The sequence below is a fragment of the Xenorhabdus budapestensis genome (genome assembly GCF_002632465.1).
GTDB classification, from domain to species: domain Bacteria; phylum Pseudomonadota; class Gammaproteobacteria; order Enterobacterales; family Enterobacteriaceae; genus Xenorhabdus; species Xenorhabdus budapestensis.
The window spans coordinates 90,340-103,904 of the sequence record NZ_NIBS01000008.1; the positions used below are offsets into that span (position 1 = coordinate 90,340).

The 13,565-nt window shown below is 42.5% G+C and carries 13 protein-coding genes; 1 reads left to right on the top strand and 12 read right to left on the bottom strand.

Translation table 11 applies throughout. From position 1 onward, the window contains the following. Positions 1-115: 115 nt before the first annotated feature. Positions 116-1,981: a 1-deoxy-D-xylulose-5-phosphate synthase gene (dxs, locus tag Xbud_RS09530; RefSeq protein WP_099135842.1), complete on the top strand. Its 1,866-nt coding sequence runs from the start codon at positions 116-118 to the stop codon at positions 1,979-1,981. A 100-nt stretch (positions 1,982-2,081) separates the two neighbouring features. Here the strand turns inward: dxs and hemB are convergent, their stop codons facing one another. The 12 genes from hemB to Xbud_RS09590 form a co-directional block, all read right to left on the bottom strand. After that, complete coding sequence (gene hemB / locus Xbud_RS09535; RefSeq protein WP_099135843.1) at positions 2,082-3,098, bottom strand: porphobilinogen synthase; 1,017 nt, start codon at positions 3,096-3,098, stop codon at positions 2,082-2,084. Between the two features lie 143 nt (positions 3,099-3,241). Next, positions 3,242-4,021: a Sec-independent protein translocase subunit TatC gene (gene tatC, locus Xbud_RS09540; protein ID WP_099135844.1), complete on the bottom strand. Its 780-nt coding sequence runs from the start codon at positions 4,019-4,021 to the stop codon at positions 3,242-3,244. Positions 4,022-4,024: 3 nt separating this feature from the next. Then, positions 4,025-4,513, bottom strand: coding sequence for a Sec-independent protein translocase protein TatB (gene tatB / locus Xbud_RS09545; RefSeq protein ID WP_099135845.1), 489 nt, complete (start codon positions 4,511-4,513; stop codon positions 4,025-4,027). A gap of 9 nt (positions 4,514-4,522) precedes the next feature. Next, positions 4,523-4,780 (bottom strand): Sec-independent protein translocase subunit TatA, encoded by a 258-nt coding sequence (tatA, locus tag Xbud_RS09550; RefSeq protein ID WP_099135846.1) that lies wholly within the window; start codon positions 4,778-4,780, stop codon positions 4,523-4,525. A gap of 210 nt (positions 4,781-4,990) precedes the next feature. Beyond that, positions 4,991-6,619 (bottom strand): ubiquinone biosynthesis regulatory protein kinase UbiB, encoded by a 1,629-nt coding sequence (gene ubiB / locus Xbud_RS09555; RefSeq protein ID WP_099135847.1) that lies wholly within the window; start codon positions 6,617-6,619, stop codon positions 4,991-4,993. Then, positions 6,606-7,259: a ubiquinone biosynthesis protein UbiJ gene (gene ubiJ / locus Xbud_RS09560; protein ID WP_099135848.1), complete on the bottom strand. Its 654-nt coding sequence runs from the start codon at positions 7,257-7,259 to the stop codon at positions 6,606-6,608. The genes ubiB and ubiJ overlap by 14 nt, the downstream gene beginning before the upstream one ends. A gap of 1 nt (position 7,260) precedes the next feature. Further along, a complete protein-coding gene (ubiE, locus tag Xbud_RS09565) occupies positions 7,261-8,016 on the bottom strand; it encodes a bifunctional demethylmenaquinone methyltransferase/2-methoxy-6-polyprenyl-1,4-benzoquinol methylase UbiE (protein WP_099135849.1) in 756 nt (251 codons plus the stop codon). A gap of 73 nt (positions 8,017-8,089) precedes the next feature. Next, positions 8,090-9,445 (bottom strand): DNA recombination protein RmuC, encoded by a 1,356-nt coding sequence (gene rmuC, locus Xbud_RS09570; RefSeq protein ID WP_099135850.1) that lies wholly within the window; start codon positions 9,443-9,445, stop codon positions 8,090-8,092. 116 nt (positions 9,446-9,561) lie between these two features. Beyond that, entirely contained in the window at positions 9,562-10,092 is a 531-nt protein-coding gene (locus Xbud_RS09575; protein ID WP_099135851.1) for a DedA family protein, read from the bottom strand. A 111-nt stretch (positions 10,093-10,203) separates the two neighbouring features. Beyond that, positions 10,204-10,986 (bottom strand): tyrosine-protein phosphatase, encoded by a 783-nt coding sequence (locus Xbud_RS09580; protein WP_099135852.1) that lies wholly within the window; start codon positions 10,984-10,986, stop codon positions 10,204-10,206. 185 nt (positions 10,987-11,171) lie between these two features. Continuing rightward, a complete protein-coding gene (gene udp / locus Xbud_RS09585) occupies positions 11,172-11,927 on the bottom strand; it encodes a uridine phosphorylase (RefSeq protein WP_099135853.1) in 756 nt (251 codons plus the stop codon). A gap of 238 nt (positions 11,928-12,165) precedes the next feature. Further along, the gene (locus Xbud_RS09590) at positions 12,166-13,545 is read right to left on the bottom strand and encodes a GntP family permease (protein ID WP_099135854.1); all 1,380 of its coding nucleotides are present in this window, start codon (positions 13,543-13,545) and stop codon (positions 12,166-12,168) included. Positions 13,546-13,565 lie beyond the last annotated feature (20 nt).

Below are 13,565 nucleotides of genomic sequence, written 5' to 3' on the forward strand. Positions count from 1 at the left end.
AAAATCAATAAAATGGAACATGGCCTTATAGGGAGAGCCCAACAATTACATGCTGATAATTCCAGGGTTCTTAATCTTCAATTTATAACGTGCATAGCGTTTTAACAGGCATAGCATGAACATTGATATAGCGAAATATCCAACATTGGCATTGGCGGAAACCCCTGAAGAACTACGCCTGCTACCCAAAGACACTTTGCCAAAGTTATGCGATGAACTGCGCCAATTTTTGCTAAACAGTGTCAGTCGCTCCAGCGGCCACTTTGCTTCCGGTCTCGGAACTGTCGAATTAACGGTCGCACTTCATTACGTTTATAAAACACCTTTTGACAATTTAGTCTGGGATGTCGGTCATCAGGCCTATCCACATAAAATTCTGACCGGACGCCGTGATCGTATCGACACTATTCGCCAGAAAAATGGTCTCCACCCTTTCCCGTGGCGAGATGAAAGCGAATATGACACGCTATGCGTCGGTCATTCATCGACCTCAATCAGTGCCGGATTGGGTATGGCAATTGCAGCAGAACATGAAGGTAAGGGCCGTAAGACAGTCTGTGTGATTGGTGATGGTGCCATTACCGCAGGTATGGCTTTTGAAGCCATGAACCATGCAGGTGATATTGATCCTGATATGCTTGTCATCCTCAATGACAACGAAATGTCTATTTCCGAGAACGTTGGAGCATTGAACAACCATCTGGCACAATTGCTTTCAGGAAAATTGTACTCAACTCTGCGTGAAGGTGGTAAAAAAGTCTTCTCTGGCCTGCCCCCTATCAAAGAGTTATTGAAAAAGACCGAGGAACACCTTAAGGGTATGGTTGTTCCCGGAACACTGTTCGAAGAGCTTGGATTTAACTATATCGGCCCGATTGATGGTCATGACGTATTGGCGCTGGTTCAAACATTGAAAAACATGCGTGAACTAAAAGGGCCTCAATTTCTGCATATCATGACCAAAAAAGGCCGTGGTTATGCTCCTGCGGAAAAAGATCCAATCAGTTGGCATGCTGTACCTAAATTTGATCCATCTACCGGCTCCCTGCCAAAAAGTACAGATACCCGCCCGACATTTTCCAAAATCTTCGGTGAATGGTTGTGTGAAGAAGCAGCCTCCGACAAAAAACTCATGGCGATCACTCCAGCTATGAGAGAAGGCTCTGGCATGGTACGTTTCTCTCGTGAGTACCCTGAACAATACTTTGACGTTGCTATTGCCGAACAACATGCTGTGACATTTGCAGCAGGGCTGGCAATCGGGGGATATAAACCAATTGTCGCGATTTACTCTACCTTCCTGCAACGTGCTTATGATCAGCTTATTCATGACGTTGCTATCCAGAACTTACCGGTCCTGTTTGCCATTGACCGTGGCGGGATTGTCGGAGCCGATGGGCAGACTCATCAGGGAGCATTCGACCTTTCATTCCTGCGCTGTATCCCCAATCTGGTGATCATGGCACCGAGTGATGAAAATGAGTGCCGTCAGATGCTGCATACGGGTTACCACTATCAAAATGGCCCTGCTGCTGTTCGTTATCCACGAGGTACAGGTGTAGGGGCAGAACTCCAGCCACTGGAAAAACTGCCAATTGGCAAAGGTGTTGTTCGTCGTCAAGGAGAACGCATTGCTATCCTGAACTTCGGCACATTACTGCCAAACGCACTACAGGCCGCAGAGTCCTTGAATGCAACCGTTGTTGATATGCGCTTTATCAAACCTCTGGATAAAGAATTGGTACTAGAAATGGCTTCTCAACATGATTTACTGGTGACGTTAGAAGAGAATTCCATCATGGGAGGAGCCGGTAGTAGCGTCAATGAATTGCTGATGCAGGCAAGTCAGCCAGTTCCGGTATTAAACCTCGGTTTACCTGACTACTTTATACCGCAAGGCACACAGGCAGAGCTTCATGCTGACTTAGGGCTGGATACAACTGGTATTTTGAGCGCTATCGAAAAATATCTGAATAAATAGCCTGTCATAACGGATGAATATCCTTTTTATTTATTCATCCGTTATTGTTTTTTACCCAATATCTCAAGTTACGATATTTTTTAAGGTAAATAAGGACTCATTAATATTTCTGTTCATGCAGCCATTGTGCTACACGCTTGGCAAAATAAGTCAGAACCCCATCTGCTCCTGCACGTTTGAAACAGAGTAAAGATTCCATAATCGCGGGTTGTTCTTTCAACCAACCATTTTGAATGGCTGCCATATGCATCGCATATTCACCAGACACCTGATAAGCGAATGTCGGCACACCGAAGGTATCTTTTACCCTACGGATCACATCCAGATAAGGCATACCAGGTTTTACCATCACGCTATCTGCACCTTCCTGTAAATCCTGCGCGATCTCCTGTAATGCTTCATCACTGTTTGCCGGATCCATCTGATAAGTCATCTTGTTACCGCCTTTCAGATTACTACTGGATCCAATAGCATCTCTGAATGGCCCATAGTAACAAGAAGCATATTTAGCCGAATAAGCCATGATCTGCGTGTTGATATGGCCATCATTCTCAAGCTGATCACGAATAGCACCGATACGGCCATCCATCATATCGCTGGGAGCAACAATTTCAGCCCCTGCTGCTGCATGAGATAGCGCCTGCTTCCCCAAAATCTCTTTAGTGATATCATTGATAACATAGCCATCCTTATCAATAACACCATCTTGCCCGTGAGTAGTAAATGGATCCAATGCAACATCAGTTAACAAGCCTAACTCTGGAACAGCACCTTTCAAGGCACGAACAGAGCGTTGGATCAGACCATCAGGGTTATAAGCTTCTTTAGCGTCCAGTGATTTTTTATCTGCTTCAATAACCGGAAACAGAGACAAAACAGGAATACCCAGTCGGGCAATCTCTTCGGCTTCTTTCAGCAGAAGATCGATTGTCAGACGATACACTCCCGGCATGGAAGGCACTTCCTGCCGCCGATTAGTTCCTTCCATCACGAACACCGGATAGATCAAATCATTAACGGTCAGTTGATTTTCAGCGAATAGGCGGCGGGAAAAATCATGACGACGCACACGGCGCATACGACGGCCAGGAAATGTACCTGGAAATACATAACTCATTCTGCTCTCCTAATGTAAAACCCAGCGGTAATACACTGGGTTAATTTTGCCATCACTTTACTTGTAATACTGCCGATCTTAACATTATCAGACAGTTGGCGATAATTATGACTGGTAGGTAGCCTGATTACTTTTCTGAGTTATCACCTGCCTGAGTTGTCACCTGCATCATATTCCGATTCATCATCCGTTTTAGATGGCTTATGTTTTCCCACATAAAATTGAGAAAACAGAACCCCCAGTTCAAATAGCAAGTACATGGGAACAGCCAACAAAGTTTGCGAGAAGACATCCGGGGGAGTGAGTAGCATCCCTACTACAAACGCCCCGACCAGAATATAAGGGCGTTTTCTTTTCAGTGATTCAGGTGTTACTACCCCACTCCAACACAGCAGAATAATGGCGATTGGAACTTCAAACGAGACACCAAATGCCATAAAAAGCGCCATAACGAAACTCAGATAATTACTGATATCCGTCGCAATCAACACGCCAGTGGGGACTGTTTTAGTAAAAAAACCGAATACGAAGGGAAATACGACGAAGTAAGCAAAAATCATCCCCAGGTAGAATAAGACACTACTGGACAACAACAGCGGCACAATCAAACGCCGTTCATGTTTATACAGAGCCGGTGCAATAAATGCCCATACCTGATACAGGATCATGGGTGCCGAAACAAAAATTGATACCATGATGGTAAGTTTGATCGGCGTGAAGAAAGGGGATGCCACATCCGTTGCGATCATATTCGCACCTTTAGGTAATTGTTCCATTAAAGGCGCAGCAATAAATCGATATATATCGTTAGAAAAATAAACCAATGCCAGAAAAACTACCAGCACAGTAATCAAACTATTCAAAATCCTCTTACGCAGTTCAATCAGGTGACTGATAAGAGGTTGAGTATCATCCACAGACATGTTTTAGTGTTCACTATTGGATTTTTCAGGAGATTGCTTTGTATTCTGTTTGGTACTTTCTTTTGAGATTTCTTCTAGCTTTTTTTCTGTTACTTGTTCTCTATATTGGTTTAGTTTCTGCTCTGGTACTGGATCAGATTCAAGAGAGTGAAAATGCGTTTCGTCTTCTTCCAGCTCTTTAGCTTCTTCAGAAGTAAGCTGATACGACTTCTTCAACGATTCAGCCGCTTCCCTTAATTCATCCATTGATGCTTTTAATTCTGGAGAAAGAGACTGTAAGTCTGCTTTTTCTTCCATTTTTTTCAAGCTATCCTGAAGCTCCTGCAACTTTAATTCTTTTGCAAGTTCACTCTGGACATTGACTGCCAGTGATCGTAATACCCTTATCCAGCCTGCTATAGTTTTGACAGCAACAGGCAGACGCTCAGGCCCCAGGACAATCAGGCCAATTACCAGCACCAACAGCAGTTCACTAAAACCAATGTCAAACACAATTTATACCTATTCTTTTTTGTCTTTGCTCTCTGATTTTTCAGACTGAGCAACGGTGGGCTTTTCAGTGAGATTTTTAGTTTCAAAGTCAGCATCATGGTTGTTTTTCTCAGTCTGATCTGACTTTTCATCATCACTCATCGCTTTTTTGAAGCCTTTTATCGACTCTCCCAAATCAGAACCTAATGTACGTAGTTTATTAGTCCCGAACAACAAAACAACAATGACAGCAATAATGAGTAATTGCCAAATACTTATACCACCCATACTGATCTACCTCATGTTCGTGGGGAATATACCCTTCATCTTTCAGTTTGTAGTTTTGTTGACTACATCTTGAAATCTACCTCAGGTACATATTATTAATAATTTCATTATAAACTACGAACTTTATGTTCGAAAATACCCGCAACCATACCAAAAACTACAGCAAAATAATCTTTACTTCTTTTTACTTATTTTCTTTCCGGCCAATGGTTACTTAAGTTTAAACCAGCCCAATATCCACGATATTATTCCCACGCCCATCAATCCCCATGATAAATGAGTCAGGTTGGTGATAAAAAATAAACCACCACAGATAAACAATGTTGCACCAATCCCCAGCAAGTAAAGAGATTTTCGATGATTATTCCGTTGCTGTTTTAACTGTTGTGATATCTTATCAATACTCGTTTGTAAACGTTTATGTTGTTGCAATGTGCCATAAATCAGTTCAGGAAATTCTGGTAGTTTTTCCGCCCAATAGGGTGCTTTTTCTTTAAATGCACGCATAATAGCTGGAAGACCAACTTGATCATGCAGCCAATCTTCCAGAAACGGTTTTGCCGTTTTCCATAAATCAAGCTGAGGATAGAGCTGGCGTCCTAACCCTTCGACATACAACAGTGTTTTTTGTAGCAGGACTAACTGAGGTTGCACTGCCATATTAAAACGACGGGCTGTATTGAAGAGGTTCAACAACACATGACCAAATGAGATATCTGCCAGTGGTTTTTCAAAAATAGGCTCACATACCGTTCTAATAGCAAACTCAAAATCTTCCACATTGGTATCTACCGGAACCCAGCCTGAATCCACATGGAGTTCCGCTACCTTTCGATAATCTCGATTGAAGAAAGCAATAAAGTTTTCTGCCAGATAACGTTTATCATCTTTGTTCAGAGAACCAACAATACCGTAATCAATACCTATATAAGTGGGATCTTCCGGTCGTTCATAGCTGACAAAGATGTTGCCCGGATGCATATCTGCATGGAAGAAACTATCACGAAATACCTGAGTAAAAAATATCTGAACACCACGCTCAGCAAGTAACTTCATATTGGTATTTTGCGCTTCCAAAGCCGCAACATCAGACACGGGAATACCATAAATACGCTCCATGACCAGGACATTCTCCCGACAATAATCAGGATAAACTTCCGGTACATAAAGCATAGGGCTATCTTCAAAATTGCGACGCAGTTGAATAGCATTTGCAGCTTCACGCAATAGATTCAACTCATCAAGCAGCGTTTTTTCATACTCACGAACCACTTCAAGTGGACGAAGACGACGACCATCAGGCAATAAAGGAACCAAATTTGCCAAACGATACATTAACCGTACATCCGCCTTTATCACGGGTAAAATATCAGGGCGGATCACTTTAATGACGATCTCTTTTCCATTCTCTTTAAGCCGTGCAGTGTGCACCTGAGCAATGGAGGCAGAAGCCAGAGGATGCAGAGCAAAATCCTCAAACCACGTTTCCAGGCTTCCCCCCAATGCCGTCTCAATCGATTTGTGGGCAACGGCTCCATCAAAAGAAATGACCCGATCCTGCAATAAAGAGAGCTGATCAGAGATGGCGGAAGGAAACAGATCCCGCCGGGTAGAAAGCATTTGACCAAGTTTAATCCATACCGGGCCAAGCTCTTGCAATGCTAAGCGTAAGCGCTCTCCGAGCGGTTTATCTTTATGTCGATTAGGCAGCCAAAACAGGAAATAACGCCCAAAACGCAACGGCCATGTCAGTCGGATCTTCGGGATTAACTCATCCAGCCCATAGGTAAGAAAAACCTTAATGATAAAATAGAGGCGTTTTATTTCACTGGGAGTCATATTTCTCCTCCATTACTGCCAGACGCTTTTCCATGTCAGACAGTTCATTGGCAACAGCATTAACTTCTTCACTGAAATAAGCCAATTCCAAAGCACCAGGTGCCATTCTCCACTCTTCCGTCAATGATTCTGCCAGGTAAGTTTTTTGCTTTGTGATGGTATTACGGGCAAAACTGATACTGTTTTTCATTACCCGATTGATACCTTCTGCCAAAATATCACCGACATAAGGTGAAAGGTAATGGGCAGGATCCCATTCCAGCATATCCAGCAAGGCCGACCACTGCTGAATAACCTGCATATCCCCTTCAATGACAATTTCACCACTGTTAATCAGAGATGAAAGACATTGACGATCCCGTAGTTTAAGCAATGCTGGTAATGTCGTTTTCATCGAACAATTAACAACTCCTGACCATTGGCTTAAAACATCTAACTGTCTTTCATTGAAAACCAATACCAATGGTGTCTCAAGTTCTTTCAGTTCGATAGAAAGAATTTTTCCCGCTAGTCGCATACGGGCTGATTTCAATATGGTTTCGCGGTACAACAGATGATTCAGAGTTGTTTCCAGAAAAGCAGTCAGAACCGGAAATAATACCGTAGAATTCACACTGTGACTTAATGAGGGAGTTTCCATTTCAGAACTTAAACCCTTTATGCAGTGCAACAATTCCCCCCGTCATATTGTTGTAAGAAACTTGCTCAAAGCCAGCTGTTTCCATCATGGCTTTTAATGTTTCTTGATCGGGGTGCATACGAATGGATTCTGTCAGATAACGGTAACTATCCGCATCTTTAACAACCGCCTGACCAATACGTGGCAGAATGTGGAACGAATAGGTATCATAAATTTTACTCAACGGTGCCAGCACAGGTTTAGAAAATTCCAGTACCAATAAACGCCCACCTGGTTTCAGGACACGGTACATAGAACGCAGGGCTTTGTCTTTATCCGTGACATTACGCAAGCCGAATGAAATAGTAATGCAGTCAAAATAGTTATCCGTAAATGGTAATTCTTCAGCATTAGCCTGAACATAGCTGACATTACCGACTATGCCGTTATCGCGCAATTTTTCCCGCCCGACTTTCAGCATAGAGTCGTTGATATCCGCCAGAACAACTTCTCCCTTTTCACCTACAAGGCGGGAAAATTTCGCTGTCAGATCCCCTGTTCCCCCTGCCAGATCAAGGACTCTATGACCACGGCGCACACCACTTGCATCAATAGTGAAACGCTTCCAGATACGATGAATGCCAAACGACATCAAGTCATTCATCAAATCGTATTTTGATGCGACAGAGTGAAATACCTCTGCCACCATATCTTTTTTCTCTTCTTTGACTACGGTACGGAAACCAAAATGAGTGGTTTCTTTCGATTGATCTGCCATGTTATTTGTCCGCTTTTCATTCAAAAAATTATAGCAAGTGTACCAGCCTTTCCGGTAAAACCCTATTCAGACTTTACTCATTAATTGATAACGATTGGAAAGATTTATCAATAATCTGTGAATCGATGGGGCGTTTAATATCCACACCTAAATCACGAAATCCTTCAGCCTGATTAATCAAATTCCCCTTTCCTTCTGTCAGCTTTTTCATTGCCAAATGGTAACTTGCCTGTGCTTTACTAAGGCTTTGTCCTAAGCCCTGCATATCATCCACAAACAATCGCATTTTGTCATACATTCTGGCCGCTTTTTCCGCGATCAAACGTGCATTCTGGCTTTGATATTCATAGCGCCAAAGGTTATTGATAGTGCGAACAGCCACCAAAAGTGTAGAGGGGCTAACCAGCATAATATTATGCTTCAGTGCCTCGTCGAGTATTTCGGGAGTCTGGTTAAGTGCCACCAGATAAGCAGGCTCTACAGGGATAAACATCAAGACATAGTCCAGTGAACGCACTCCGGGTAACTGTTGATAATTTTTACGGCTAAGTCCCCGGATATGACCTCTTATAGAGTTTATATGCTCCTGTAATGCCTGTACTTGCTCTGTTTCATCATCGCTATTGAAATAACGTTCATAAGCAATCAATGACATTTTGGCATCAATAATGACATCTTTTCCTTGTGGTAAGTGCACAATCACATCAGGCTGAAAACGATCTCTATTTTCTGTTTTAATGTTAACCTGTGTATGAAACTCATGTCCTTCACGTAAACCGGATGCCTCCAAAACCCGTGCCAAGACCATTTCGCCCCAATTACCCTGCATTTTGTTATCCCCTTTCAGGGCTTTTGTCAGATTAATCGCCTCTTTTGCCATCTGAGCATTAAGCTGCTGAAGGTTACGGATTTCATGGGTTAGAGTATGACGTTCGCGTGCTTCCTGTCCGAAACTATCTTGCACCTGACGACGGAACCCTTCTAATTGTTCACGGAAAGGCATTAACAGGTCATTGAGACTTTGGCGACTGTATTCATCAGTACGCCGCCGATTTTGTTCAAAAATACGATTGGCGAGATTTTCAAATTGGGTATTCAGACGTTGTTCACTATTAATCAAGAGACGTTGTTTTTCTTCCGCAGCCAGCCTGCTTTCTTCAAGCCGAGTACTCAACTCACGCAACTCGGCTTCCTGCACGCTGTTGATTTCACGCTGAGCAAGCAATTCTTGGTTTAATTGTTCACATTCAGTGCGCCAATAATGGGATTGCTCTAATTTTTCATGACTAACCGCAAGTTGACTGTGTAATTCACGCAGTTCCTTTTCTTTGTATTGAATACGTTGGTGAACAGAAAACCAGACGAAAAAACCTCCGCCTAATAATCCACTTAATCCACCAATTAACATGTATAACAAATGGATATCCACCTATACCCCCCACTAACTTTACCCCAGCCACTTTGCTTTAATGTAAGTTAAATAGAGGCTGTATAGATGTCCAGATTATTCACCGGATTTCTTTCAGTTTGCAAAGCGGCTCGCAATTAACCCATCCACTCTGCTAACCAACGTATTCCAAAAGCTCCCGGAGCTAAAATACCAAATGCCCAAATCAGCGCAGAAGTGAAATTAGCAAGCTGGAAATGGCGTTTTGGCATCGCACAAATACCTGCCACCAATGGGATTGCCGCTCTTAAAGGGCCAAAAAAGCGGCCAATGAAAACGCCCCACACACCCCAGCGTTCAAAAAATTGATGGCCACGAACCAATGTTTGTGGATGGCGTGAAAGCGGCCACATTTTGCCGACATTTTCCTTGAAATGGTAACCAAATAGATAAGAAACCCAATCACCAAAGAAGGCTCCTGCGGCAGCGGCTATCCATATCGGCCAAAAATTTAATCCACTCTCACCAATCAAAGCTCCCAGCCCCAACAAGATGATCGTGGCTGGCAATAACAGAGAAATGAATGCCAGAGATTCACCAAAAGCGAGCAAGAAAATAATAGGGATTGCCCATACTTCATGATTTTTTACAAAATTGGTGATGACTTCGATGATTTCATGCAGGCTCACATTAATCTTTCCTGTGTTAATCTTTACCGGATTTCAGGTTAGCAACAAATTAATCAATCGATACTAACCTGCTATTTTTTTGTTCAAAAAAATTCATTCCAAAAAATAGATTTATTCGAGGAAATAACTTTGCAATTTTTCACGATCTGCAATATTGAGCCCAATGTCTTTTTCCAACCAGATATCCACACTACCATAGTGTCCATTGATACTGTTCAGTGCGATCATCAAAAATTCTTCCCTGACTGAATACACATAAGCCAATTTTTCAACCACACTATCACTCATCACTTTTGCATGTTCATTCAATAGATATTCACGATACGGTGCCAGAGTGATATTTGTCACCAAATAGTCTTCTATCACTGTATCCAGATCTGCCCCCAGAGCAAACAATACCAGAGCAGAGCCGACACCTGTTCTGTCTTTACCCACAGCACAATGTTGTACAATTCCACCTTTCTCAGGCTGTAGCAATAGCTTAGCTAATGTCTTATAAGCAGGATTATTAATTGGTAACAATTGATACAGACGCAACATAAAATCTTTCGCATCAAACTGTTCCAACGCTTCATGACTCAGCCTCTCCAGATTAGCATCAACTTCTTTGGAAAGCGGATTAGCCGGAGCATGATGGTAATTCGCTCCACGCCACACCTGATCTGGCCTGTCCTCAATTTCACTACTATCACGATAATCAATGATCTGGAAAAGATTTTGTTCCATCAAAAAAGCCTGATCGTTATCAGTCAACATGTCCAGAGAGCCTGAACGAAATAACAAACCTGACTTAATCTTAGAACCATTGTTCAGTGTTTTATTGCCTAAATCACGGAAGTTGATCCCGCCATTCAAAGGAAGTAATGAGGGGTGAGATAGAAATGTTGTGGTCATAATCACTCTTTCTTATTGAAGTACACGTTATTGGAACAGACTGTTATCGCAACAAACTGTAATTGAAATAGGTTGTTATTAATGCAAAATGTTATGACATTATCAGATTTCAGAATGAAATAAAGTGGAGAAAACAGAAAGTTTAGGTGATCGGGCCAGAATATTCCGGCCCGTGAATAGAGTGATTACAACAGACGACGAGCCGCGTCTACAACAATGCCTAATGCATTACTTTCTGTTTTTTTCAGCAATTCAACATCTGGAATTTCCTGCTGAGTACGGTTAACAATCACACCCGCAACCATACCAGCACGCAGTCCCTGACTTGCACACATTGTCAACAAAGTCGCTGATTCCATTTCAAAGTTCATCACCCCCATTTCCTGCCACTCTTTCATAGAGCCCTGAAAGCGACGGACAACACGACCAGAATAGGTATCGTAACGCTCCTGTCCTGGATAAAAAGTATCAGAAGAAGCGGTCACACCGACGTGAGTTGTGGAACCTGATGCTTTTGCTGCTGCATACAGTGCATTGGTACATTCAAAATCAGCCACAGCCGGGAACTCCATCGGAGCAAAGTGCAGGCTAGCTCCATCCAGACGAACTGCGGCAGTAGTCACTAACACATCACCTACATTAATATTCTTCTGGATCGCCCCAGTTGTACCAATACGTAAGAAAGTGCGTACACCCAATTGCGCCAATTCTTCTACAACAATTGACGTTGATGGGCCACCAATACCCGTGGAGCAGACAACAACTGGCTTACCATCAATTTTGGCACTCCATGTTGTAAATTCACGATGAGAAGCCAGATGAACTGGGTTATCCATCAATCTTGCAATTTTCTCAACACGGTTAGGATCGCCTGGAACAATAGCCAGAGTTGCGCCCTGTAAGTCGTTTTTGGTAATACCTAAATGAAATACATCAGACATATTGGCTCCTCAACAGGAATAATTCAAAATACAGATGCCTAAACTTAATGAATACTCTGACATTTTTTGGCGATGAAAGTCACCTTTAGTTAATCGACTAAAGAAACGCATACATTAAATCGTGACTAATATCACATTTATGTGTGATGAATAATACGGTGAGTATAGAGCCGAAATGGAAATAATATTCGAAGAATAATCACAAAAAAGCGCTCTTCACAGAGCGCCGTTGGATCATTTACAAGATTAAGTTAAGAAGCAATATGCCACACAGTCCAATTCCCCATGCAATTGTTGTCGGAATCGACCAGACGATCACTTGATGCCTCACATCCTTAATACCCATCATCCGGTTAACTACCCAGAAAAAACAATCATTAAAATAGCTGAAGAACAGTGTTCCCATCATTGCAGCCTGAGCAGCCACCAACATATTAATATCCGGTATCTGTTTAATAACAGGCGCTGAAATAGACGCCGCTGTAATCATTGCCACAGTACCAGAGCCTTGAATAATGCGTATTAACGTCGCAATGATAAATGGGATCAAGACAGGAGTTATTGGCAGGCTGGCTATATATTGTGCCAGTATTGTCCCGGTTGAACCTTCATTTAATACAGCTCCCAGCGCCCCTCCTGCACCTGACACTAATAAAATAATACCCACGGTTTGTAACCCGGTTTCCAAATGTTCAATAACCTCTTGTTTACTAACATTTGGCATGAGCTTATAAACCGCCAGCAATACACTGATTGCCAGAGCGATAATGGGTGATCCAAGAAAATTAAAAACCTGAAAGTAAAAATGGTTTTCCTTACCGATAAATAGAGCCGTTTTCAACAATAATCCATTCACAACATTAATGAAAATCAGCACGATAGGCACAACAATAGGCAAAAGAGAAATAAATAATCCTGGTAATGGCGTGTTCGATTTATCTTCCATATAACTTTGATGAATTTGTCGCAGATTTTCTTCTGTCTCAACAAGCTGATATTCAGGATATTTAGTCTCTAACCATTTGGCATAACAGGTAATACCAATAACGCATGGGATAGCCAGTATCATACCCACCAGCATCACTTTACCTACGCTTACTCCGAATATTCCGGCCACACCAAGCGGCCCCGGTGTTGGTGGAACAATATGGTGAGTCACCACCAGCCCTCCGGCCAATGCTACTCCTAACGTCAGTACATTCCGTTTGCCTTTCTTCGCCAATGCTTTCACCAGAGGATAGAGGATCACAAAAGCCGAATTAACAAATATAGGAATACTGACGATATAACCCGTGATTGCCAGCGCCCATTCTTCGCGCTTTTTACCTAACCACTTGATCAAGCTATAGGCAATTTGTTCAGTTGCACCAGAGGCTTCCAATATTCGCCCCATCATGCTTCCCAATCCGATCACAATACCAATACTGCCCAATGTCGAACCAAACCCTTTAGCAATAACCTCAACGACATTGCTCATGGTTAAACCACCGGATACTCCTGCGATAACCGCAGCAATTAACATGGCAAGAAGTACATGAATACGAGTACGTAAAACCAGAAAAATCAGCGTAAATACCGCCACTCCCAATCCAATAATTGGAATGTAAAATTCCACCATAAAACCCCGTTTCAATCTGT